A 23,698-nucleotide genomic window follows, 5' to 3' on the forward strand; every position below is an offset into this window, starting at 1 on the left:
TCAACCTCTCCATGAACTTAGATATGACTGTATCGAAGTGAGCACCACATCTAGCTCTCTCTCTAGCATTTCTATATGCTCTTCATAAGCTTCCTCGTTCTCAATAGACTTCTCTAAAGCTGCCGCCGCCATGAACAGCCCCAAGGCTGAGATATTTCCGGCAACGCCCTTAAGCGTGTGGAGCATCTGTTGGGCATGATCGATGTTTTGCCGCGTCAGCGTCGCCTTTAGTTGTTCCATATAAATACAGTAGTCACGTTGAAACATCCTAAACATATGGAACATGATCTTTTCTTTGCCGTCGATTCGGTGTTGTAGCGCAGCGATATCGATTCCTTTGATTTGTTTCAAATCCGATTTCTTGCGGTCAGACGTTTGATCCGTGCGCCCTTGCTGATCGGAACACTTATGAATCGCCGCAATCAGCTTATCAATTTCTAGCGGCTTCGTTAGTACTTCATTCATTCCGATTCGGTAGTACATCTCATGTTCTTGTTTCACTGCTCCCGCGGTTAAAGCAATAATTGGAAGTTGATCAAAGCGATGATCTTCCCTGATGATTTTGGTCGTTTCGATTCCGTCCATCTCTGGCATATGAATATCCATGACAACAACGTCCCACTTTTTTTGGATCAAATATTTCAGCACTTCGAATCCGTTCTGGGCAATCGTTACCGAATAACCATGCGAATTCAACTGTTCACTAACGACAAGCTGGTTAATTTCATTGTCTTCCGCAAGCAATATATGAGGTACCTTCTCCTGAGGTTTACTTAGATGTTCGATCTCTTGGCATGAATCTTCGGAAATCTCGTCCTCGAACAAAGTGCTTAACGTTTGACAAATGCCTATACGATTGATTGGCATAAGAATGATCGCATCCGGCTGCTCGCTCGCAGGCAGTACCTGAATCATCTGATCACGGACGATCGGCGTAGCAACCGCTACAAGGCGAGTCGTCGCAGAATAGTTCTCACTAGCCTGCAGCCCTTGGCGAAGCTTGCTCCATTCCTCAGGCGCGCTTACATCGGCAAGGATCACGTCCAAACTGGCAAGCGCATTCATATCCATCTCTTCGTCACTTGCACACCCGCAAACTTGAAAATTCATCGATTCCAGCATGTTGCTTATACTCAGTCTGATAAGTGGATTATTCTCAATAACGAGAGTGGATCTTTGTTCGAAATCCAAATAATTCGTTCGTTTGGCAAGAAGGCTGCAATTGCCTTGCTCGAACGGCAAAATAAACGAAAATTTGCTCCCTTGACCCGGACAGCTTGTTACTTTCATAGATCCGCCCATCAATTCAACAAAATATTTACAGATGGATAAGCCAAGTCCTGTACCGCCGGATTTATGACTCCTGGTATAACCGACTTGCGTAAAAGGTTTGAACAGCTTATGGATTTGCTCGGCGGAGAGTCCAATCCCCGTATCTTCTACAGAGAATTCAATGTGGATCACATCCTCCTCATCATACACAGGCTCTGCTTTCACATAAATGTAGCCTTCATCTGTAAACTTGATCGCATTATTAATCAAGTTAATCAAGATCTGTTCGATGCGCATTAAATCGCCGATTATTGTTTCAGGAATATCCGCTGAAGTGTCGATCACGACCTTGAGCTGCTTGGGCCCTATCAGGACACTTAACATATCGGATAGTTCTTGCATCATTTCGTGGATATTAAATTCTTCCTGTTCCAAATCAATTTTGCCGGATTCAATCTTAGAAAAGTCTAGTACATCATTAATAATGCCAAGCAGTGTCCGGGAAGATGATAAAATTTTTCGCAAATAATCCTGCTGAAGAGAAGACATTTCTGTCTTCTGCAAAAGTTCTGACAGTCCAATGACACCACTAATCGGCGTGCGAATTTCATGGCTCATCCGTGCCAAAAACTCGCTTTTAGCATGGTTAGCTTCATCCGCTTGTTTTCTTTTTTTGATATCTGTGACGTCGTGCATGGTGCCGGTGATCGAGGTTATCGTCTGATTAACATAGTTCGGGCAGAAGATCACGTCAAACTCATAATCGTGGTTATCTATCTGAAAGATGCACTCGAATCTTTGCGTTACGCCTTCATGAACCGACTTATGGAAGTAAAAATCAAAGATGTCCAGGTGTTCACCAGCTGGAAGAAGATCATAAAAAGAACCGATACGGTCCGGATTCACCCTGAATACGTCGCGGACTTTCTGATTCATAGAGGTTATCATTCCTTCTAAGTCGAAACGAAAAACGAAATTTTGCGAACTTTCTACCAATGTTCGATATAATTCTTCACTCTCTGCCAGTTGTTCCTCAGACCGCTTCCGAGAAGTAATATCGATGCCTGAGCCGATGATCGCCTGGACTTCGTTTTTAGCAAAAATCGGTTTCAACGAGAGCAAAATCGTATAATTGGCGATTTCCACTTCATAAGATACGGGCTGTCCTTTCCACACTTTGTCGTGTTGGATCTGCAGCAACTCCAATAATGGTTCAGGAAAATACGGAACCTCTTCAATTTCTTTCCCTAACAATTCTTCGGGTGGAATCCCGATCTCATGGAGAAGTTTGCCGCCAGCCATCGCATATTGCGCTCGGCCATTTTCTTTTTTCAGCTTAAATGTAAAGCCCGCTTGGGAATAAAGAACCTCCAGCAGATCTTTTTGAAGAGCATCAAATTTTTGTCTTAATATTTGAGCGTTCCTTAAATAGTACATTTTAACGGCAATAAATAAGCCGCAAACTTCGTAGGTTAAGCAATAGGGAAGAACAAAGCTATCTATGTGAAAATGGCGCATAAACGCAAAATAAATAAAAATAATGATATTTGTCCATGTTACGGATGTAAGCCAATTGATCCAGTAATTTTTTATAAATCGATTCGTGATGAAACTGACCAAGGAAATGATAGAAATAGCGACTGAGACTTCAAACATGATCTCAGAGGATGAAGGGAACAGCAAACGAGCTAAAATGACCATCAATGTTGTAATAAGGGCAGATAAAGGGCCTCCAAAATAGGAGGCGACGAGGATGGCGATAGGCCTAAAATCTGTAACGCTATGACTCTCGATTTGAGATCCGAAATAGATTAAAATGACGCCTAATATGCCTTGAAATAATCCAACTTTCCATTTATATGCAGTATCATTTTTCATTTTTCGCTCAATATTAAAAATGAAGTTGCCAAAAAAGAACATGAAGGTCGTTAATAAACAGAAGTTAAGAATTAGATCGCGTACAAACACTTCTCGATCACTCCAGTTACGTGTATTCTAAGTTGTCAGATGTACGTGATTGCAGCTATTGGATGAACTGATCGACGACCTCGACTAAACGGGCAATTTCCGGTTTATTGATTTGTGCGTTAGCGCCTACGACTTCCCCTTTGTGCCTCAGATCGTCCGTAATCAACGAAGAGAAAATGACGACTGGAATTCGCTTCAACAAGGGATGTTCTTTCACGCGCCGGGTTAAGTGCAGTCCATCCATCCGCGGCATCTCGATATCGGTAATGATCAAGTGAACGTGATCTTCCAAACGTTCTTTTTGGGCAAAAGACTCCAGGGCTTCCCATGCTTCCTTGCCGTCTGAAAAAGTTTGCAGTTGTTGATATCCAGCTTCTTTTAAAGTACCCTCTAACAGCGCAGATAACATGGTGGAATCTTCCACGATCAAAATTTTTTTGTCAGAACGCTTCCTTGTGCCTAAAGATTTCACTTGCTGGTCAAAGGCATGCACGTATGGCATCATTTCACCGATGATTCTCTCAAAGTCGAGTAAAAGAATCATTTGCTCCTGCAAGCGAATAATGCCCACGGCCGCATTTTCCTTGCCCTTCATCATTGCACTCGGCTTTTCGATGTTTTCCCAGGAAATACTGTGGATTCTAGTTACCTGGTGAACATGAAAGGCAACTTTCACTCTGTTCATCTCACAAATGATATATTTGTCATGTGCGGCTTCAGCGTGGTCATTCTCATAACTTAGCCATTTCACCAAATCGACGACCGGAATGATTTCATCTCGTACACAAAAGATCCCCTCTAAACATGGATGCGCTTTGGGGATCGGTGTGATCGCTTGTTCTTTAGACTTCGCGATGACTTCTCTCACTTTAAGTACATTAATGCCGTAACAATCGTGACCAAGTTTAAACTCTAGAATATCAACCTCATTCGTTCCGCTCTCTAATGCAATATGATTGTTGTTCATCGTATTCGCCCCCTACATAGTTCAAATTTTTCCATGAATACAACTATACAATTAAATAATTACATTTTTTCCATAACTAATATTTTGTTTTCGTTGCAGAATTCCATAGTTCTTTAACATTTTGCTTGAAACGATGATTCTGACATTCATGAAAAAAGTGGGTGACGAGCGGTACGATGCATGACGAAAGCAATCAAGCATTCACGTGTGTCTCTTCCGAACGCCTCACTTATTCTAAATCGTACGCCCGTTAAAGTGTATTAGGGGATTCTGCTGATCTTTAAGCAACTCGTTTTGTTGGCTATTTCCATTGTCAATTGCGAATCTATCACTTCATGTTAGGGGATTCCCTGATTGACCGTTCCACCAATCGGACAATGAATCCTCCAATCTATCCCGCCTCTGATTACTCCTTTCCAAATCACTTCGCAACACCAGCGTTTCTGCCCATTTCAAAATGCGCAAGTTCAAATTTAGCACGAGAATCTAAAGATTCATGTGTGTAAACGTCACAGATCGAATATTAGAAATATTTTTCAATAATAAATTTTTTTGAAATACGTCCTTTATTATTTTGTAACATCTCTAAGCTACACTTACTTTAGTTCAAAAATTTAGAGATATGTTTTAAAGGAAGAGGAAGTATGACCTTAAACATTCGAACTCAAATCTTTATTAGTATTTTTCTAAGTGTCTTCATTTCTCTTGTCACTTTTATTTCGGTGAATTATATCATCGGTAAACGGACAGCGCTCCATGATCAGATCGTGAGCAAACATAAAGTTATCGTGAGTTTATTGGAGCTGCAGAAGGAAACCGCTTACTCCGATGATGCCGGTGCCTATCTGCTAATGGCGGACGATCTAAAAGACATTAATTACATTCAACAGCGTTATAATCTGAGCCGGTTAAAAGCAAAATCGCTCTTTCAACTGCTGAAATCAGAAGCTAGTTCTGCAGCGGATATTAAGGAGATCCTACATATGGAGCAAAGCTATACCAAATACTTTTACTTATTAGAAGATAGTTTCCATTTAAAAGAAGCGGGCAATGTCAGAGCCGCTCAGGATCAAGACATCGCCAACCTCATTGACCCTACGCTTCATTTATTAAGCCAATTTATTGACCGGAAAGTAGCAGAGTCTGATATGTTAGAGCATTCTTTTGAAAAATCAAAAACGATTGCCAACATGGTGTCACTATTCTCCGCAATTTCGTCGGTCCTCCTATTCATACTGGCCTGCTTCTGGGTTAACAAGATGAATGTAATGAATACGATCCTGGCCGAGCAAAAAGATAAGATTAAATATCTAGCTTACCATGATGCCTTGACTGGAGTAGGGAATCGCAGACTGATTGCCGAGAAAATCAAAGAAGCGATTGAGGTAAGTAAAGTGAATGATTCGAAGATGGCGATCTTCCTGTTTGATTTGGATGGATTTAAAGGCGTCAATGATACGTTTGGTCATGATATCGGTGATGAATTGCTGATTAAAGTCGCCAAGCGCGTACAATTTGCCCTGAATGAGAAGGATACATTAGCCAGACTAGGCGGCGATGAATTTATTATTCTGGCGCTATACGTTGATGAAACTACCGCAGCCAAAATTGCTCAACGCATCATCAATAAAATAAAAGAACCGTTCCATGTTCTCAACAAGCAAGTGAAAGTGTCCGCCAGTGTCGGCGTGAGTATCTTCCCGAATGACGGCGATAACTTTGAGAAATTGATCAAGAGTGCCGATCATGCGATGTACAGAGCCAAGAAAAGCGGTAAAGACCAATTCTTTATGACGCTAGTCTGATATACATTTTTTAGAAGGTGAGCTATATGATCGACAATAAACGAGAAAACTTCAGGATTCATCTGGAAACGCCTTTATCCGTGAAATGCAGAATTGTTGGCATTCGAAACAAAGAGTCTACATCCAATTATACGAAGACTGCATTCAAAGATATCAGCTTAGGCGGCGCCCGTATGCATTCACAACTGGATTTTCCTGAACATATCGATATCCTGTTTGAATTTATTTTTACGCTTTTCGGCAATGAGATCAAGATTATAGGAACAATTGTAAGGAAAGCTGAACTTCATCCTTCTCTATTCGAGTACGGGATCAAGTTCAGCATTACCGAAGCAAGCTTGGATCAATTGCTCTCCACACAATTACAGCGGCTTAGCATCCGGCTGAGAGATTCCACTATTCATAAAGACTGCAGTTTTTGCACAGAACATGAGGTTTCAACTCTTTATAAGGGCGCCATCACGAAATAATTGGAACGCAGCAGCATATTATCCCCCCGCTACTCCTGAGTTATCCGCAAACTCTATTGGAACGTCAAATATTTCCCAAATGTTAGGATAGCAAGCCGTTTTTTTCAAAAGTATTAAAATCGCTACGATTTTACTGCAAAGCAAAGCCCTGAACAGGAATGTTCAGGGCTTTTGAATTAAGCTTCGCTAGTTCGCTGCGTGACAACGATATTTTTCAAGAGAATTCGCAAATTTCCGAGTACCGTGGTTTCCCCTTTAAGAATCCGGGGCAGACTGGAAGCCTTAACTTTGGCTACGCCCACGTTGACACGCTTGATTAATTTCGTGCCAGGCGCGTTCAATCCATCCAAGCCAGTAAAGTAATATTTGTAGCCTAACGCATCGCCAAGATCAAGCAAGGTTTGATTATATCGGCCATGCGGAAAACAAAACAGCTTGTCTTGACTTCCCAGTTTTTGCTGAATCACCTTTTCTGCCTCAGCAAGATCAGAGGTGACCCGCTCTCTATACTCGCTCTCCGTTTCCATCCTGTTTTTCTCCTTGAGATAGATCGGATTCGTTAGCGGGGCGACTGGGTTACCCTGCTGATCCGTCGCAAAGTCGTGCGCATTGTAGGTGTGCGAATAAAAGTTGAAACCGTCTGCCTGCATTTGCTGAATTTCGTTCCAATTTAAGAACGGAGTGCCAGGATTCGTCCCTAAATAGCTGACTATAATGAAATTGGTAGCAGACATCTGCTCCTCTTTTAAAATCGGGTAAGCGTATTTATAGAAAGATTCATACCCATCATCAAAAGTAAGGACCACTGCGTTCGGCGGCACTGTCCCTGTGCCATTCAGAAAATCAATAAATTGTTTCATTGGGATGACATGATAATGATTGTTTTTCAGCGCTTCCAAGTGGCTCTTGAACATTTCCGGTGTAATCGTATAGTCTGAAGCAACTGGATCAATATGATGATATTCAAGCACAGCAACACGGTTGCTGTAATGATAACCGCCTGTTCCCTTATACCAGTCATTCAAGACCGAATAAATGAAAACAACACAAACAAAAAGGATACAGATCAAGTTCAACACTTTCGATTTAGACATGGTAGAACGGACCCCTCCAGCTATTCATCTCTAATTTGGAACGGTTTCTTTTGATGGACAACAACACTTAGCACGAGCCCCATCGAAAGCATATTGGTCATAAGCGAACTTCCGCCATAACTGACAAATGGGAGTGCAATTCCGGTTAAGGGCATGAGCCCTGTATGCATCGCTATATTTTCGAAAATTTGCAGAGTGAACATCGATATGACGCCAATGATGACATAAGACCCTACGAAATCCTCACATTCCATAGCAATACGGATCATGCGGTAAATTAACAAAAAGTAGAGCAACAGCAGCACCGCCGAGCCGCCGAAACCGAACTCTTCACCAATGACGACATAGATCGAATCCGCATAGTCATAGGGGATATATCCATTTTGAACCATGTAGCCGTGTAGGTATCCTTCTCCCATGAGCTCGCCGGAACCTACGGCTTTCATGGAATTCAGCACTTGATAACTTTGATCCGGATCGCTTGCGGGGTCCAGAAAGGTTTGAATGCGATGTAGTTGATACGGTTTTACAATTTTATTGAATATATTTATGTCAACAAAATATAACGCTATGATAGCCCCAACTACGCCGACAATCACAATCAGCCCGATGAATCCATGCTTGAGGCGAATTTTTCCAATCCATAGCATCCCGATTAAGATGCATATGAACACAATCGATGTTCCTAGATCCGGTTGCTTCATGACGAGCACAAAAGGAACACCGACAGCCGCAATCATCGGAATTAAATCTTGCGTGAAGCGCAAATATTCCCCTTTGCGCTTGTCCAACATTTTCGCTAACAGAAGAATGACAAACACTTTGACGAGTTCAGAGGGTTGAAACTGCATCACATGCAAGTTGATCCAGCGCTGCGATCCATTAATGTTCATCCCTTTAAACATGACAAATATTAAAAGCAGAATGCCAATTCCATAGAGAATAAGGGACAAATGCTGGACGATATCCCGGTAATCCACCATGGCCAGTAATAGCATGAGAACGAAGAGGACTGCGAACATGATCAAGTTATTAATATGAAGTCCTGCAAACTTCGAATGATTCGTTGCGGAATATATGACTGCTGTACTAATCGCCATGAAACATATCAAGATGATGATGATCGTAAGATCGAGTTTTTTCGCTTTCTGCAATATGTCTTTCAACACTTTAATACCACCTCGCTATTCGAGGCTCATTATATTCCTTATTCATTAAGAATAAATGAGAGATTAGCTCAAGGAGGCAAAATAAAAAGCCCTTGCCAATAAGCTACAGGCAGGGCTTCATGATTACTCCTGCAATTCATTGTACGGCGCCATTTGGGACATTTGGATCGCCTTTTTGGCTGAACTCGAGTATAATGTTGCCGCTTGCGTCAGATGTGTAGTTTCATCTTTATCACTTAGATGGTTGTCCATTTCCTGCAAACTTCCTGCGAATTCCCCCATCGTATCTTCCAAAAGAGAATGAAATTGCTTATATTCCTCGGGCGGTGTGGAATTCAGCAATTGACCTAAAGCTGTTTTGAATTGCGGCAGATTCCCCTTATCCATATCCTTCATTTTTTGAATATCTTCATCCCGTTTCATGGATACGCCATGCAGAACAATCCCATAATCTGGAATATCACGAATGAGTTTCTTTATTCCTATGCGGTTCAACGCACTTACATATTCCTGTTTGGTCATGACGACATTGGTCGCTTGCTGCTCTTCCTTCTGATTTTGGCAGCCTGAAACCAAGAAAACGATCGCAATGAGTAAGCAAATAACACCTTTATTCCATTTTTTCATCCCATTGACCCCTCACATTAGCCCATACTTTTGTGCTTAACTAACAAACCTAGTTATTGTAAGATAGAAACCTTAAAATTTGATGAAAAAAGCAAAAAAAAACCCTTCACCTTCCGAAGGGGATCTGTTAACCCGCTCAACAACCGATCATCACTTTAAGCTGCTGTCCATGAAATAAGCTGCAGCTTTCGCCATGCATCGCCTGCCCGGTCATATGCAGCGCAGCTCCTTACATACCTTGTATCCGCACGGCGTGCGTGTATACATTCAATGACAAATTGCGGATAAAACCAACGGTTGTGATGCCTAGCTCCTCAGCCAATTGAAGCGCTAGCTCCGTCGGAGCCGATTTGGTAAGAACGATCCCGCAGCCGATCTTCGCTACCTTGAGCAGGATTTCGGAAGAAAGGCGCCCGCTGAATACGATTATTTTATCGGTTAACGCAATGTTATTTTTCAAACAATATCCGTATATTTTGTCCAGCGCATTATGCCGGCCGATATCCAGTCGCGACAGCACGATGCCGTCCTTATCACAAAGTGCAGCGTTATGCACCCCACCGGTATCGCGGAACGTCTGGGCCGAGCTTTGCATGAGGCTCATCAACCGAAAACAGTCCTCGAACGTCAACGTCACCTGCGTGTCCTTAATCACTTTGGCTGTTTTGACATCATTGACGAAATAGAAGCCTTGCCGGCTTTTACCACAGCAGGAAGTGATATACCGTTTGGAATGGAATTTTTGATACAAGTCATTCCATTTTTTCACCTTGATATGGACAAAGCCCGCTTGCTCTTCAAACCAGATATCGACAATATCTTCAAAACGCGCGATTACACCCTCCGAAGCGAGAAACCCGATGGCCATATCTTCGATATATTCCGGCGAGCTGACCATCGTGGCAAATTCTTCACCGTTAATTTTTAACGTTACTGGATATTCAGTCACGATCTTGTCCTGCAGTCGTTCGACCCTGCCATTGTGAAAGCGAATGATCTCGCGAGTTTTCTCAACGGGACTCTGCACATTCGTCCACCCCTTCGTCCTTGCGGGTCATTCTACAGGCTCACTTGCAAAATGACTTGCAGCATTCTTGAAGCTTCCGGCAAATTGCCGATCCTTCACACAGGAAGAACAAACATGGAGGTGTTCCCCTTCACCTGCAAGGCCGGATTCCAGCGCATCTGCGCCTTCTTCGACGCCCCCGCAAATTTCACATTTCATCATCATCATCATCATGCCGTACCATCCTCTTGGTTCACGTCAAATCCGAGCTCGCGAACCGCTTGATGAAAATCTTGGAAAGAGGCGGCCGCTTCATCATACGTGAACACCGCTTCTTTCCTCGCTAAACTGACCTCCGCCTTATGAATCCCCCAAACCTGTTGCAAGGCTTGGCTTATTTTATCGGCGTCTTCTTGAACATTCATATCTTGGATTACCATCGTTCTCGTAACCATGCCACACCTCTCAATGACGGTTGTTCAAGCCGCTGCCCATGCCCTGTAAAAACCTCGTCATCATGTTCAATGATGACATCGCTTCAGGTTGGCGGATCGTTCTGAACATGTCCCATAATCCCGGCTTTTTCTGCGCCGCACCCGGATCAACAGCATGGTCCACACCGGCGATCACACCGTTCAACAGCGTTTGCAGCTTGCCAGGCTCCATTTGGCTCAAAAAGGATACGGCGCCCATCCCATTCTTGATGATCCGATGGGCACCGGGCTTATTCAGCTGATCGACGCCGATTAGGGCGATTTGCTTGCTATTTTTCAGCGCACCTTGAATGGCGTCCAAAATGCCCAGCTGCTTGAGTTCCTCCAGCACATCCATGAAGGAGAGCAGCGCATCGCGATGTTTGGCAGCCGCTTCCAAAATTTGCTGAATCGCTTGCGCCTCTTCCTCCACATGATCGGGGATATGTTTTTCAATGTGAGTAATCGCTTTGGCCATGCATAGTTCCCCCCTCGATGATCTCCGGTATCGGTATATAGTCGGAACGCTTCCACTTCTCTTCGATTTTGATCCCGATCTGCGGAACTCGGTTGCCGAATCGGAAATTGACGCGAGGCAGCGGACGCTTGCCCGTCTTCGTAAGCACGTCCATGCGCACACCCATTTCCTTATACGCAGGTGTGTGTGTGACCTTATCGTGATAACTGCTGGTCAAGCGGTTCACTGCCGATTGGACCGAAGACGTATTCATCGTCAAATACAGTTCGTTCCCTTTGACCCGATCGGTCACCTCGACCCGCACCTCGACGTTGCCATAAGGTGAAGTGAGGCGCACCGAAGCACCGCTTTCGATACCGCGTTCCTCGGCAAGCTCAGGCGAAACCTCCAGCCACTCGCTTGGCACTTTATGCGACAAACCTTTGGATTTGTACGTCATGTTCCCTTCATGGAAATGCTCCAGCAGCCTGCCGTTATTCAAATGCAAGTCGAACTCCTTGTCGGCTTCAAATGGCGGCGTCCAATCGACCGGAAACAATCTCGCTTTGCCGTCAGGGAATCCGAACTGCTCCGTAAATAACAGATGCGTACTCGTTCCGTTCGGCGCTACCGGCCAGAGCAAGCTGTTCCATCCTTCCAGCCGTTCATAGCTGACCCCAGCAAATAACGGCGCGAGGCTAGCCGCCTCTGCCATGATCTCGCTCGGATGCGTGTAGTTCCAGTTTGCCCCCAAACGATTGGCAATTTCCTGAAAAATCATCCAATCCGGCTTGGACTCTCCTAATGGCTCGAACACCTTGTGAAACCGTTGAATCCGTCTTTCCGTGTTCGTAAAGGTGCCGTCTTTTTCCAAGCTAGGCGAAGCAGGCAGCACGACATCGGCAAATTGGGCGGTTTTGGAAAAGAACACGTCCTGTACGATAAATAGCTCCAGACTGCCCAAGGCGGAATCCACATGGTTCAAGTTGGAATCGACCAAAGCCATATCTTCACCGAATAAATACATCGCCTTCAGCTTGCCTTTATGGATGGCTTCAATCATTTGATGGTTATTCAGCCCCGGCTTCTCCGGAAGCGTCACGCCCCATGCCTGTTCATAGCGGGCGCGGACCTGTTCATCCTGTACCGCTTCATAGCCGGGGAACCATGAAGGCATGCTGCCAAAATCACAAGCGCCCTGCACATTGTTATGGCCTCTTAACGGATAGGAGCCAGTCCCTGGTCGTCCGTAATTGCCGGTCACCAGCAATAAATTCGATATCGCCGTGCTTGTGTCCGTCGCTCCCATATGCTGCGTCACACCCATGGCCCATAGCGCGCAAACCGATTTGGCTTCATAGATCATGGTAGCGATTTGCACGAGCTCATCTTTGGTGAAACCTGTCATTTCCGCAGCGTAATCTAGCGTATAGGATTCAAGAGATTGCACGAACATCTCATAGCCATTAACCCGTTCACTTAAAAATGATTTATCTTCCCAGCCTTGGTCGATGATGTACTTCGTCACGGCATTCAGCCAAATGAGGTCGGTGCCTGGGCGAGGACGTAGGAACAGATCCGCTCTTTCAGCCAGCTCGTGTTTGCGGAGATCGATCACCATCAGCTTCTGGCCGTGAAGCTTATGCGCGCGCTTCACGCGTGTTGCCAGCACGGGATGCGATTCCGCTGGATTCGCACCGATCACGATCACCAGTTCGCTGCTTGCTATATCCACAATCGTCCCGGAATCGGCACCAACGCCAACCGTACGCATGAGCCCCGCCGTAGCTGGCGACTGGCAGTAGCGGGAGCAATTATCGATATTGTTCGTTCCCATGACCGCACGGGCCAACTTCTGGAACAAATAATTTTCTTCATTGCTGCATTTCGAAGAAGCGATGTAGCCGATAGCATCCGGACCATATTCATTCTTGATCGCTTTCATTTTCCCGGTAATGAAGGATAACGCTTCCTCCCAAGTCGCTTCGACGAATTTGTCGCCTTGACGCAGCAGAGGCTTGGTTAATCGCTCTTCGCTATTGATGAAATCCCAGCCGAATTTCCCTTTCACACACGTCGAAATGCCATTGACCGGCGCCTCCAACTGAGGCTCGATTTTGAGAATTTGGCGGTCCTTGCTCCAAACTTCGAAGCTGCAGCCCACGCCACAATACGTGCAGACGGTCTTCGTCCTTTGAATTCGCGATTTTCTCATCGCTGCTTCGACTTCCGAAATGGCGAAAATCTCCTGGTAGCCAGGCTCAATTTCTTTGGTCAGATCGATCATCGGCAGCAGCAAATCATTCGGAATGCGTGTTAAATATCCGGCTTCACCGAGCATCGTTTTTTCCATCAAAGCATTGCATGGACACACCGTGACACAATGGCCGCACGACACACAGGAAGATTCATCGATCGGAACACCGTTATCCCACAGGACACGCGGTCTTTCCAAGCTCCAGTCGATCGTTAACGTTTCGTTCACTTGCAGATCCTGGCAAGCCTCAACACATCGGCCGCACAGAATGCACTGATCCGGTTCATAGCGGTAAAAAGGGTGCGAGTTATCTTGCGGATAAGGCTTCGGCGTAAACTCATACTTCGAATGCTCGACTTGCAGATGCTCCGCCGTATTATGCACCATACAATTGCCGTTATTATTGTCGCAGACGGTGCAGTACAGCTCATGATTTTTCAGGATCCGCTGCATAGCCTCCATTTGCGCATCTTTCGCTCTCGAGGTCATGCTTTCGACTTTCATACCGGGCACTGCCTTGGTGGCACACGCCCTTTTCAATTCGCCGTTAACTTCCACCATGCACGTATCGCAAGACTGAATGGGTCCAAGATTGCCATGGAAGCAAATGTGAGGAATGTAATAATCGTGCGCTTTAGCAATTTCCAAAATAGTTTGGTCCGTCTGACAGGTGAACTCACGATCATTAATTTGGATGGAAAGTTGCCTCTGTTCTACGTCATTGATCATTACCAAAAACCTCCTTTACGGAGAGTATTTCCTAAAACTTTTTAAACAAATCTCACTTTTATTAAAAAAACGCCTCTCTGCCGGAGCAGAAAGACGTTCTTCCGTGTAATTAATTCGCTGCTTGCTCGATCTCGACTTCCACTTGAGCCGGGAGATAAGCGACGGCCGTTGGAACCGTCAGCACTTCCGCCGACATTTCGCCTTGAGCCGGGTCTTTTAACGTGTATTGAATGACCGCGTGGGTCGCATCTTTAAATGTAATGCTGTTAACGATGATGCCATATCCCGCCGTCGGCTTTTGGGCTCTGCTTAGCGTTACCTTGTTCACATCATTGTTTACTTTTTCAACATTGACCGCTACGTTTTCCGCTTGCACAGGCGGCTTAATGTTCGCGATATAGTTGAGCGCACGGTAAATCCAAATCGCGGTTTCACCACGCGTCAGCTCACGCTTCGGATTAAAATTGCCGTTCTTGTCTGTATCTGCGATTTTATAATGCAGAAGACGCAGGACGCTGCCTTGAAGAGCTGGCGTAATATTCGCCTCATCCTTCAAATCCACATGAAGGTTAATCAAGGGAAGCTTGGCTTTTTGCTCAAACGCACTGTCGAGTAAATCAGCGAATTGCTCCCGGGTCACAGAGGCGTTCGGATTCACATCCTTGGGGATGTCCAAACCATTGTAATGTGCAATCACAAAAGCGTTCGCATACCACGCATCATCTCGGATGTGGCTGAAAAACTCGGAAGCTGCCGGCGGATGATCGAACCGCATCGCGTCCAGGTTATAGCCGAACGCTTTTACAATCAACTGTACGCTCGCAGCATAGCTGATTGCGCCTCGTGGTGCAAAATGTTCCGCGTCTACGCCATTGACGATGCCCTTCTTCTGCAGCATGTTGACTGCATCCGCTTCGCTGCCGTCCACATCGCTAAAGGCAAACGCCGTTCCGAACGATAGGCTGCTCAGCAGCATCGAAGCAGCCGCAACAACGGCTAACTTTTTCTTCATCATTCTTACCTCCTAAATCATAGTTGAGCTTCCGTCTTCGAAGACAACTACTAAACGGAGGTCAATTAGCAAATGTTACAATTTATATGATTAAATTATTGTAAACAAAAAAGGCATAGCCCCCTCAATTTTTTGAGGAGCTGCACCTTTTCACAAACCTTCACATTATTCCTTGACTGCACCCAGCATAATGCCGGAAACGAAATATTTTTGCAGAAACGGATAAACAATAAGCATCGGCACCATAGCGATAAAAACCTTGGCCGCATTCAGCGTCCTGTTAGATAGTTCGGACAGCTTTTTGTACTGTTCGGGTGTCAGGTTGGTGCCGACAGGGATGTTGACGACCAACTGCTGGATATAAGTTTGCAGCGGATATTTGTCAGACGTGTTCATTAGCACCAAACCGTTAAAAAACTCGTTCCAGTGATACACGCTGATGAACAGAGCCACTGCCGCCAGCACAGGGATCGAACAGGGGATATAGATCCGGAATAAGGTCGACCAAGGGCCGGCGCCGTCAACGATGGCCGCTTCACTAAGATCTTTTGGCAAATTCCTGAAAAAGTTCATGATCAGAATAACGTTAAATATTGGAACGCCACCGCCAAGCACAAGCGCCCAGATGGTATTGATCAACCCATAGTGTTGGATCGTCAGGTACCATGGAATTAGGCCGCCATTAAAGAGCATGCAAAACACCAGGATCCACATAAACGTGTTGCGCATCTTAAATTCTCGCTGCGGTCTCGCCAGCGGATACGCCATCAGTACGGTAACCAGCATGGAGAATACCGTCCCCAAGACGGTTCGTTGGATGGAGATCCAGAACGAATTCAAGAACAGCCTGTCGTTAATAATCTCCTTGTAAGACGTAAGCGAGAAACCGATTGGATAAATGGTGACCAAGCCTGCGTTCGCCGCCGATTTGTCAGAAATGGATACACAAAACGTATACCAGAGCGGGTATAAGCAGCTAACGAGCAGCAGGCCGAGCAGAATGACATTGACAACTTCAAACGTGCGTGAGCCTAACGTAACATTTCTAACCATGACAATCCCCCCCTTTAGAACACCGTATAATCGGCATACCTGTACGCCAGCCGGTATGAGATGACAATGAGCACGAAGCTGATGACAGATTTGAACAAACCTGCCGCTGTCGCCAGTGAGAATTGTAGGTTTTGCAAGCCGAGCCGATATACCCAGGTGTCAAGAATATCGCCAGTTGAGTAGACGAGCGGATTATAAAGATTGTACACCTGATCGAAACCGGCATTGAGCACGTTGCCGAGGCTGAGCACACCGAGCAGCACAACGGTTGTCGATAGCGCAGGCAGCGTGATGTTCCTAATCAGCTGCCAACGATTGGCGCCATCAATGGCAGCCGCTTCATACAGATTCAAGTTGACGCCTGTCAGTGCCGCGAGGTAAATGATGGCGTTGTAGCCGAACTCTTTCCACACGTCCGTGCCGATCACCAGCTGGCGAAATATGCTTGCATCGGCCATGAAGAGCTTAGGGTCGCCGCCAAACATCTGGATGAGCGTGTTAATAACGCCGTAATAACCAAAAATACCGATAACAATCGTCGCCATAATAACCCATGACAAAAAGTGCGGCAAATAAACGACGGTTTGCACAAACTTTTTATAGCGCATGTTGGTCAGCTCGTTCAGCAAAATCGCAAATATCAGCGGGATGACCAAGTTGAACACGATTTTGCCGACAGCGATAATAATCGTATTGAAGATGACCGATTTGCTGTCATTCAGTTGAAACATATATTGGAAATTTTCCAATCCGACCCACTCGGAACCGAAGATGCCCGCACCTGGATTATAATTCTCAAAGGCCATCACGATGCCGAACATCGGCACGATGCTGAACAGAATGAGCCAAACCATGCCGGGAAGCAGCATCAAATAATAATGTTTCTGAAAGCCAGTTTTTCTCATAACGGTTGTCCTCCAATCTCCACAGCCTTAACCGAATAACCTGCAAAAAGCGTTGAGCTTGCCAACGCCTTTTGCAAGTTTTTGACATGTTATTTTTTCAAGAGATCCGCGACTTCCGTTGAAATTTGATCCCCGCCTTGCGACTTCCAGTCTTTTACATATTTATCAAACGAATCGATAGGAGCTTGACCCAGGATGATTTTGAGAACGGTCTCATCTTCCAGCTTCTTCAGGTTTGCCCATCTCGTTTCCATCGTCGGTGTTTGGTTATACGTGACGCTGTACACTTTCTTAGTGATCGGAATCGTCGAGAACGGACGGTCGCCAATCATCAAGGAATAGAGCCGCTGGAAGTCACCGAAGTTGGATTTATCGAAGTTGCCGACATTCAGATTATCGAATGGCGGTTTGATGACGTTTTGCACTTTTTTCGCATCCGCATACATCAGCTTATACAAGCTGTTCGGCACATTGTAATCTTCTGGCTTCTTCTGGCCGTTCAGCACCTTGAGCAGCTCGGTGTACTCGTATTCGGTCTCATTGGCAGCCGCCATAACGTTACGCAGCGGGTACCAGCTCACAGCAACCGACAGATCAAAGGTAGCCTCATCGCGGACAAGCGCGTTATTCATAATCAGAATCGCTTTGACAACATCTGGCTTCGCGTTTTTGCTGATCAACGTATACGTGCTGCCTGTCGTCTTCATGTGCGTATTCCATTTGCCATCATCGGAATAGACTGGATAAGCTTGCCAGTTGGCGTTCGGATCATTTTTGAAGGAGTCGCCATTGCCGTATCCGCCGTTCCACCATGGGCCGAAGAAGATGCCCGCTTTGTTGGCATTGATCGGATCGCCGACGTTGTCACGTGTGCCAACCTCAGGGTCGATCAACCCCTTTTTATACCAATCAGCCAGCAAGGTGAGTGCCTTCTTCGTATTGTCCGAAGTCGTTCCGTATGTGACGGAGCCGTTGCCATTGTCGAGCCAGTAGCCCGGATAAGCATCCATAGCGCCAAAAATCGGATCGAAGCCCCCCATGTTGTTAGAAGAAACGAGGAAGGTCGCGTAAGGGAACGTATTCTTCGACGGACCGGCGATGCCGATCGTTTTGTCACCGCCCATTTTGTTATCGATGAACGCTTTCGCGGTTTTCTCGATATCTGCAACCGTCTTAGGCACAGGCAAATTCAGCTTATCCAGCCAATCCTTGCGGATCCACATGACGTGAACGCCATCGGTGTCCACCGTAATGTTGGGGAGGGATACCATCTTGCCTTTGTAGCTGGCGTTCTCTAGCGCGCGCCCTTGGGTACTGGCCATAATATCTTTGACTTGCGAGGAAGAGTACTGATTGAACAAATCCGTAATATCGTACAGCAGTCCGGAACTGGCAGCCTTCGTCATGAAGGAGCGGTCATCCACGACCATACCGTCCGGAAGTTTGCCCGATGCGATAGTCAAGCTGACTTTCTGCTTGTAGTCATTGCCTGTTGCCGCCGTCCAATCCACAATCACGTTGATATTGTATTTATCTTTCAAATAGCGTGTGTACTGGTTATTTCCCACACTGTCACCCTGCGGCAATGTTTTGTCCGTCGGGTCCACCACCATGCCGATATGTACGTCGACCGGATTCGGGAATTTGCTAAAGGCGAGATCATTTCCCGATGCCGGTACTGCAGTCGTGGCAGGTGAAGCTTTGGTGTCGGCGGATGGAGACGCTTTCACATCTGACGTTGAAGGCGCTTTCACATCATTCGTCGTCGTAGCCGGAGACGTACATGCTGCCATGGTTGAAGCAAGGACTGTCGTCAGAAGTACGCATGCTAATTTTCTTTTCAACCTAATCCCTCCCTTGTATCTTTCCCCTCTATTATACCTTCAAGGTTTAGATAAAAAGTCGGATGGATGTATCGTCTTTACCATAGGCCCCATCTTCCGGGGGGGGGCATTTGTTCGCTGAACAGCGATCAATTCTCCCTGTTGAATTGAGCCCGGAATTCGGATGGCAGCAGCCGCGTCTGCTCGTAAAAAATTTGCGAGAAGTACTTGGAGTCGCCATATCCGACAGCATGGGCTATCCAGGATACCGGCCGATTGGTCTCGCATAAGAGACGCTCGGCGGCACGGATCCGCTCTTGCCGCAAGTAGTCGTTAAACGTCGACCCCGTCATCTTCTTGAAGATTTGGCTAAAATAACTGCGGCTCATATTCACATGCTCAGCCGCATCTTCCGCATGCAGCGTGCTCGCCGCATGCTGGCGGATGAACAGCACCGCCTTCAGCATGCAGACCATCGTTTTGGTCAAGTCTGTCGACTTGGCGACCTGCGTATAGATGAGCAGCCGGTAGCGGCGGATCCACTCCACGGCTGAGCGAATGTCGTCGACTTCCGCCCAGAACCCGGTGTCGAGCTGAGCGGCGATCTCCACTTGCGAGATGACGCGCATGAACAGTCCTTCCAGACGGCGGATGGGACGATTGGACGCGATCGTTTGCGTGCACAATTGCTCGAAGATCGCATCATTATAGAGCCAGTACAAGGAGCGCCAGTCTTGTTCGAGTTTGCGCCACGCTTCATCATCAAGCGTGGGTGCAGGCCCTTCGCCAGCGGCTCCACTTGGAGGAAGCACTCCGGATACAGGTTTCGACGCCTGCGCCGGCGCAGGCACCGGCTGAAATTCATCTTCCATTTTTTCCCGGATACGTTTCAGAATTAAATCGTCGTCCTCCAGCTCCAGACGCACCTTAGAAATATAATCCAACACCCCCATCCGGTAAGCGGTCTGCACATGTTCGAATTCTTCGTGAAAAGTAAGCACGACAGAACGCAAATTCGGGTGCTTTTGGCGCACTGCCTGAATCAGTTCTATTCCTGACATTACGGGCATCGAGAGGTCGACAAACATCAGATCCACGGCATGCTGCTCCAGGAATTCCAGCGCTTTGGCGCCGTTCGCCGCCTCTCCGGCAACAACCATGCCATGCTCCGACCAGGGCATGATGGAAATCAATCCTTTGCGCGCGAGCTTATCATCATCGACAATCAATACTCGGATCACATTCACTTCTCCTTTCAATAAGGGAGATACATGGTAACCGTTGTGCCTAGTTTCGGTGTACTGTCAATCTGCAACCGGGCGCTGTCGCCATAAAATGTTTCCAGCATGGACCGCACATAGCGCAGGCCGATCCCCCGGCCCATCTGCTGTTGGCCAGGTGCTGCAGGCTGCAGCAGCGCCAAGGTCTCCTCGCTAAGCCCCTTGCCGTCATCGCGGATGACGATGGTGATCATCCGAGCGCTCTCATCAGGCCGAATACACACGTCCAGCTGCCCGTGCTCGTCAAGGCCATGACAAACGGCATTCTCGACAATCGGCTGAAGGATGAACTGGGCGACTGGACCATCCAAATAGCTGCCCTCCGTAATATCCAGCTTCACTTCAAAATCGTACCGCATTTGCTGCAAATCCAAATAAGCGCGCATGACCTTGATTTCCGTTCTCAGCGTAGCGGCTTCCTGGGACTTCCCTAAATTGTAGTTAAGCAAATAAATCAACGAGTTCACGAACTTGTCGATGTCCGCCTGCTGATGCATGACAGCCAGCCAGCGTACCGAGTAAAGCGCGTTCATCAAAAAATGCGGGTTGATCTGGTAAGCCAGCTTCTCGATTTCCAGCTGATGCCGCCGCTTTTCCTTTTGCTCCACATCGATGATCAACTGCTGGATTTGCTGTTTCATCGTATTAAACTGGTCAAATAACTTGTCAAATTCAGAAATGCCTGTACGGTATTTCATCGCGCCCATGTGCCCTCTTCCGAGAGCGACCATTTCCGATTCGAACACACGCAGCGGTCTGTTGATCAGCCGCAGCAGCAGCAGAGCAATCGACAACAGAATGATAAGCGCGATCCCCAATATGACCAACATATGATTTTTCCAGGTGTAAAATTCGCGGTTATAGCTCTCGACAGGAAGCAGAAGGGTGACATAATAACCATAATCATTCGCCATTTGATCCCAAATATAACCACCGGTTATGCCGGAACTCCCGCTGAGTGTCAAGCTACGGCCTCCAGGAAAAACACGCGGATTACTACTGTATGTAACCGCCCCGTCTTGATCGGACAAAATCAGCACATAAGGCAAATTTGAGCTCGACGCCAGCTTGCTCATGTCCGTCGCGATATCGGTCTTCGCCTCGACATAAATCACTTGCTTCGTCCCGTCGGAAAACGTGATCTCCCGCGTCACGGATACGACCTGATCATCGCTAAACCGGCACAGCGACAAATGGGGCGGCTGATAATGGATGCTTTCGTTGCCAGCAACATTAGCCAAGGATTGCAGCGTAAAGCCTTCACGCAGCGGCAAATTCGAGTAGACGGGCTGCTGATCATCGGGATTATAGTACATCACCAGCTCCATGGCTGGGTTGGAAAAAGAGATCATGCCAATATTGTTGGAGATGCTGAGCGAGATTTGAAACCTGTTGTATAGATCATTCGTGGAGAAGTACGTTTCCAAGAGGTTGCCGACGTTGCCTTGAGGTGTCATCTGCTGTGTAACTTGGAGCAAATTATAGTAGATTTGTGTGAGTTTCAACGATTGCTGGTATAAATCAAAATCCATCGAGGTTTTAATTTTGTTCTCCTGCATCGTCGTAATTGCGTTGTACGAGACAGCCGTCATCAGGATCGAGCAGGCTAGAAAACCGGCGGTCAGGAGAACGACAATTCTTTTCCTGAGCGAAGAAATGCCGAAGATGTTGCGAACTACACTTCCTACAGCCGCCTTCATACGAGTGGATATTGCCTTCAAAGGATCAAGCGGTTTCTTGCGCAGCGCACGTTCACCACCCCACATCGAGACTGAGACTTCATCGTTATCAGTATTCGATACGGGTTTTATTTATCCTTCTGACAACACGGAAAGACGGCGCTGACCACAGGCATCGTCCTCTCCGTTACTCTCTGGATTGTTTAACCCTTTCTGCAAGCACAGTGAGATCATGCCAATTTATAGTTTTCCCCTTCCGTCTGTGCTTCCGATCGATGGTGATTCATTCTATAATCTTGATTTGTCTAACACGTGTAAATTCACTACTTGCAGGAAGACCATTCGTTATTTCACCATAAAACCAATACCGGATGTGCTGTCCTTGTTGTAAAGCATCGAATTTAGACGAGGTCGTGTCTTTTAGTATAACGGTCTTTTTGTCCACTTTAATCAAACTCCGAAGATTTACATCATCGTTTTTTGCCTTAGGATCATGTTCAGTAGCTACTACGTTTTTCTTTTTATAATCAATTTCTGAGATATATCCGTCGATTCCGTGACCGAGTATCTTGTCATTTTCATTACTTTCTTTGGCTGAGCATGCGGTAAGTATCAACATAAATAAACTTGCGATCAGAGCGATTAATAGGTGTATCCTCATACTTCACCTCGATGATAAAATAAGCCACTTATTAAAAATAATAGCTTACTTTTAACTCAATATCCTAGGACTGGAGTTACACTCAGAAGTCTATTGACATTAGCAATATGGGAGTATACTACATAATCATCGCCCGCGTTTCCTTTCAGAACCCCCATTAGAGTAAATCCAGCCCACATTGGTGAACCGCTATCACCAGATATTGATTTAAAATTTACTTTTCTCAAATTTGAAAATGCTACTCCATCTTCGGTCTTGCCCGAAAACGATTTTGTCTGGAGTATTCCACATTGGGTAATATTCGCCCTGCCTTGCGATGAACAAACAGTATCCCCGACGGTATCCGCATCGGCAGCTTGAGAATATTTAAAAGTCGTGAAAGCTGATGTACCGTAAGCAAATGCCTTTGGACTTAAATTCGTAATGTCAGCAACTTTCATTGCGGCAGCATCTACTGAACCAGAATACACTTTTCTAGTTGCAGTTGCTACTAATTCGTACATAGGTGAGCCTTGTCCCCATTGTTCCCCAGTAGAATGCATACAATGTCCCGCTGTAACCAAAAAGGTGGAACTGCTATTGTTATCAGTAGCTAAAAATCCGATAGTGCAAGAATACTCTAAATCAGTCGTCCTGATCTCTACTCCTGCTTGCAGTGGACGGAACTTATCAAATGAACTCAAATTATCAACCATTGGCTTGCCTTTAAAAACACGAATCGCGTCCGCATTAAATAGTTTATTTAAAATATTTTTTTTACTTTCATCAAGGTCTTGCACATAAACATCAACTTTCTGATCGATGATGTTTGTCGAAACCTCTGCTAGTTTAATATTATTTTGTTCAAGCATAGTACGTGCCTGATCAATTTTCGTATGTATATCTTCTAGTTCATCTTTGAAGTGACCCCTTAAAGTTAGACAAATATTTTATGCAACCTGTTGGGCGTGAGCACGGTATTGTACCGGGCTCATGCCTTTTAATTTTGATT

At 46.0% G+C, this 23,698-nt stretch carries 20 protein-coding genes; 2 read left to right on the forward strand and 18 right to left on the reverse strand.

From position 1 onward, the window contains the following. Both O9139_RS00245 and O9139_RS00250 read right to left on the reverse strand, forming a co-directional pair. On the reverse strand, window positions 1–3,240 hold the full coding sequence (locus tag O9139_RS00245; RefSeq protein ID WP_270877431.1) for a response regulator: 3,240 nt from the start codon (window positions 3,238–3,240) through the stop codon (window positions 1–3). A 55-nt stretch (window positions 3,241–3,295) separates the two neighbouring features. Further along, on the reverse strand, window positions 3,296–4,207 hold the full coding sequence (locus O9139_RS00250) for a chemotaxis protein (protein WP_270877432.1): 912 nt from the start codon (window positions 4,205–4,207) through the stop codon (window positions 3,296–3,298). A gap of 644 nt (window positions 4,208–4,851) precedes the next feature. Here O9139_RS00250 and O9139_RS00255 point away from each other — a divergent pair. Beyond that, window positions 4,852–6,012, forward strand: coding sequence for a GGDEF domain-containing protein (locus tag O9139_RS00255; protein WP_270877433.1), 1,161 nt, complete (start codon window positions 4,852–4,854; stop codon window positions 6,010–6,012). 26 nt (window positions 6,013–6,038) lie between these two features. Continuing rightward, window positions 6,039–6,482 (forward strand): PilZ domain-containing protein, encoded by a 444-nt coding sequence (locus O9139_RS00260; protein WP_270877434.1) that lies wholly within the window; start codon window positions 6,039–6,041, stop codon window positions 6,480–6,482. A gap of 176 nt (window positions 6,483–6,658) precedes the next feature. Here the strand turns inward: O9139_RS00260 and O9139_RS00265 are convergent, their stop codons facing one another. From O9139_RS00265 to O9139_RS00340, 16 genes are all read right to left on the reverse strand, one after another. After that, window positions 6,659–7,576 carry a polysaccharide deacetylase family protein gene (locus O9139_RS00265; protein WP_270877435.1) on the reverse strand — a complete coding sequence of 306 codons (918 nt, stop codon included), beginning with the start codon at window positions 7,574–7,576 and terminating at the stop codon, window positions 6,659–6,661. Between the two features lie 20 nt (window positions 7,577–7,596). After that, window positions 7,597–8,742 (reverse strand): FtsW/RodA/SpoVE family cell cycle protein, encoded by a 1,146-nt coding sequence (locus O9139_RS00270; RefSeq protein ID WP_377523792.1) that lies wholly within the window; start codon window positions 8,740–8,742, stop codon window positions 7,597–7,599. 126 nt (window positions 8,743–8,868) lie between these two features. Next, window positions 8,869–9,372: a hypothetical protein gene (locus O9139_RS00275; protein WP_270877436.1), complete on the reverse strand. Its 504-nt coding sequence runs from the start codon at window positions 9,370–9,372 to the stop codon at window positions 8,869–8,871. A 229-nt stretch (window positions 9,373–9,601) separates the two neighbouring features. Beyond that, window positions 9,602–10,369, reverse strand: a complete 768-nt coding sequence (gene fdhD / locus O9139_RS00280) for a formate dehydrogenase accessory sulfurtransferase FdhD (protein WP_377524272.1) — start codon at window positions 10,367–10,369, stop codon at window positions 9,602–9,604. A gap of 57 nt (window positions 10,370–10,426) precedes the next feature. Further along, entirely contained in the window at window positions 10,427–10,612 is a 186-nt protein-coding gene (locus O9139_RS00285) for a hypothetical protein (RefSeq protein ID WP_270877438.1), read from the reverse strand. Continuing rightward, a complete protein-coding gene (locus tag O9139_RS00290; RefSeq protein ID WP_270877439.1) occupies window positions 10,609–10,833 on the reverse strand; it encodes a heavy-metal-associated domain-containing protein in 225 nt (74 codons plus the stop codon). The genes O9139_RS00285 and O9139_RS00290 overlap by 4 nt, the downstream gene beginning before the upstream one ends. 10 nt (window positions 10,834–10,843) lie before the next feature. Further along, on the reverse strand, window positions 10,844–11,329 hold the full coding sequence (locus tag O9139_RS00295; protein WP_270877440.1) for a DUF1641 domain-containing protein: 486 nt from the start codon (window positions 11,327–11,329) through the stop codon (window positions 10,844–10,846). Further along, the gene (gene fdhF, locus O9139_RS00300) at window positions 11,304–14,294 is read right to left on the reverse strand and encodes a formate dehydrogenase subunit alpha (protein WP_270877441.1); all 2,991 of its coding nucleotides are present in this window, start codon (window positions 14,292–14,294) and stop codon (window positions 11,304–11,306) included. Before fdhF ends, O9139_RS00295 begins: the two co-directional genes overlap by 26 nt. A gap of 109 nt (window positions 14,295–14,403) precedes the next feature. Beyond that, window positions 14,404–15,309 (reverse strand): S-layer homology domain-containing protein, encoded by a 906-nt coding sequence (locus O9139_RS00305; protein ID WP_270877442.1) that lies wholly within the window; start codon window positions 15,307–15,309, stop codon window positions 14,404–14,406. Between the two features lie 162 nt (window positions 15,310–15,471). Next, window positions 15,472–16,359 carry a carbohydrate ABC transporter permease gene (locus tag O9139_RS00310; RefSeq protein WP_270877443.1) on the reverse strand — a complete coding sequence of 296 codons (888 nt, stop codon included), beginning with the start codon at window positions 16,357–16,359 and terminating at the stop codon, window positions 15,472–15,474. A gap of 14 nt (window positions 16,360–16,373) precedes the next feature. Continuing rightward, window positions 16,374–17,264, reverse strand: coding sequence for an ABC transporter permease (locus O9139_RS00315; RefSeq protein ID WP_270877444.1), 891 nt, complete (start codon window positions 17,262–17,264; stop codon window positions 16,374–16,376). Window positions 17,265–17,353: 89 nt separating this feature from the next. Beyond that, the gene (locus O9139_RS00320) at window positions 17,354–19,108 is read right to left on the reverse strand and encodes an extracellular solute-binding protein (RefSeq protein ID WP_270877445.1); all 1,755 of its coding nucleotides are present in this window, start codon (window positions 19,106–19,108) and stop codon (window positions 17,354–17,356) included. A 128-nt stretch (window positions 19,109–19,236) separates the two neighbouring features. Next, window positions 19,237–20,328, reverse strand: coding sequence for a response regulator (locus tag O9139_RS00325; RefSeq protein ID WP_270877446.1), 1,092 nt, complete (start codon window positions 20,326–20,328; stop codon window positions 19,237–19,239). Between the two features lie 14 nt (window positions 20,329–20,342). Beyond that, window positions 20,343–22,133: a sensor histidine kinase gene (locus O9139_RS00330; RefSeq protein WP_270877447.1), complete on the reverse strand. Its 1,791-nt coding sequence runs from the start codon at window positions 22,131–22,133 to the stop codon at window positions 20,343–20,345. A 196-nt stretch (window positions 22,134–22,329) separates the two neighbouring features. Further along, window positions 22,330–22,707 (reverse strand): DUF3221 domain-containing protein, encoded by a 378-nt coding sequence (locus O9139_RS00335; RefSeq protein ID WP_270877448.1) that lies wholly within the window; start codon window positions 22,705–22,707, stop codon window positions 22,330–22,332. A 56-nt stretch (window positions 22,708–22,763) separates the two neighbouring features. Next, window positions 22,764–23,558, reverse strand: a complete 795-nt coding sequence (locus tag O9139_RS00340) for a chymotrypsin family serine protease (RefSeq protein ID WP_270877449.1) — start codon at window positions 23,556–23,558, stop codon at window positions 22,764–22,766. Window positions 23,559–23,698 lie beyond the last annotated feature (140 nt).

Source organism: Paenibacillus aestuarii, from assembly GCF_027789125.1.
Lineage (GTDB): Bacteria > Bacillota > Bacilli > Paenibacillales > NBRC-103111 > Paenibacillus_E > Paenibacillus_E aestuarii.

What these genes read in the sequence shown, in the direction of transcription:
- O9139_RS00250 (WP_270877432.1), bottom strand. Translation starts at nt 4,207, where the DNA reads ATGAACAACAATCATATTGCATTAGAGAGCGGAACGAATGAGGTTGAT.
- O9139_RS00255 (WP_270877433.1), top strand. Translation starts at nt 4,852, where the DNA reads ATGACCTTAAACATTCGAACTCAAATCTTTATTAGTATTTTTCTAAGT.
- O9139_RS00260 (WP_270877434.1), top strand. Translation starts at nt 6,039, where the DNA reads ATGATCGACAATAAACGAGAAAACTTCAGGATTCATCTGGAAACGCCT.
- O9139_RS00265 (WP_270877435.1), bottom strand. Translation starts at nt 7,576, where the DNA reads ATGTCTAAATCGAAAGTGTTGAACTTGATCTGTATCCTTTTTGTTTGT.
- O9139_RS00275 (WP_270877436.1), bottom strand. Translation starts at nt 9,372, where the DNA reads ATGAAAAAATGGAATAAAGGTGTTATTTGCTTACTCATTGCGATCGTT.
- O9139_RS00285 (WP_270877438.1), bottom strand. Translation starts at nt 10,612, where the DNA reads ATGATGATGATGATGATGAAATGTGAAATTTGCGGGGGCGTCGAAGAA.
- O9139_RS00290 (WP_270877439.1), bottom strand. Translation starts at nt 10,833, where the DNA reads ATGGTTACGAGAACGATGGTAATCCAAGATATGAATGTTCAAGAAGAC.
- O9139_RS00295 (WP_270877440.1), bottom strand. Translation starts at nt 11,329, where the DNA reads ATGGCCAAAGCGATTACTCACATTGAAAAACATATCCCCGATCATGTG.
- fdhF (WP_270877441.1), bottom strand. Translation starts at nt 14,294, where the DNA reads ATGATCAATGACGTAGAACAGAGGCAACTTTCCATCCAAATTAATGAT.
- O9139_RS00305 (WP_270877442.1), bottom strand. Translation starts at nt 15,309, where the DNA reads ATGATGAAGAAAAAGTTAGCCGTTGTTGCGGCTGCTTCGATGCTGCTG.
- O9139_RS00310 (WP_270877443.1), bottom strand. Translation starts at nt 16,359, where the DNA reads ATGGTTAGAAATGTTACGTTAGGCTCACGCACGTTTGAAGTTGTCAAT.
- O9139_RS00315 (WP_270877444.1), bottom strand. Translation starts at nt 17,264, where the DNA reads ATGAGAAAAACTGGCTTTCAGAAACATTATTATTTGATGCTGCTTCCC.
- O9139_RS00330 (WP_270877447.1), bottom strand. Translation starts at nt 22,133, where the DNA reads ATGTGGGGTGGTGAACGTGCGCTGCGCAAGAAACCGCTTGATCCTTTG.
- O9139_RS00335 (WP_270877448.1), bottom strand. Translation starts at nt 22,707, where the DNA reads ATGAGGATACACCTATTAATCGCTCTGATCGCAAGTTTATTTATGTTG.
- O9139_RS00340 (WP_270877449.1), bottom strand. Translation starts at nt 23,558, where the DNA reads ATGCTTGAACAAAATAATATTAAACTAGCAGAGGTTTCGACAAACATC.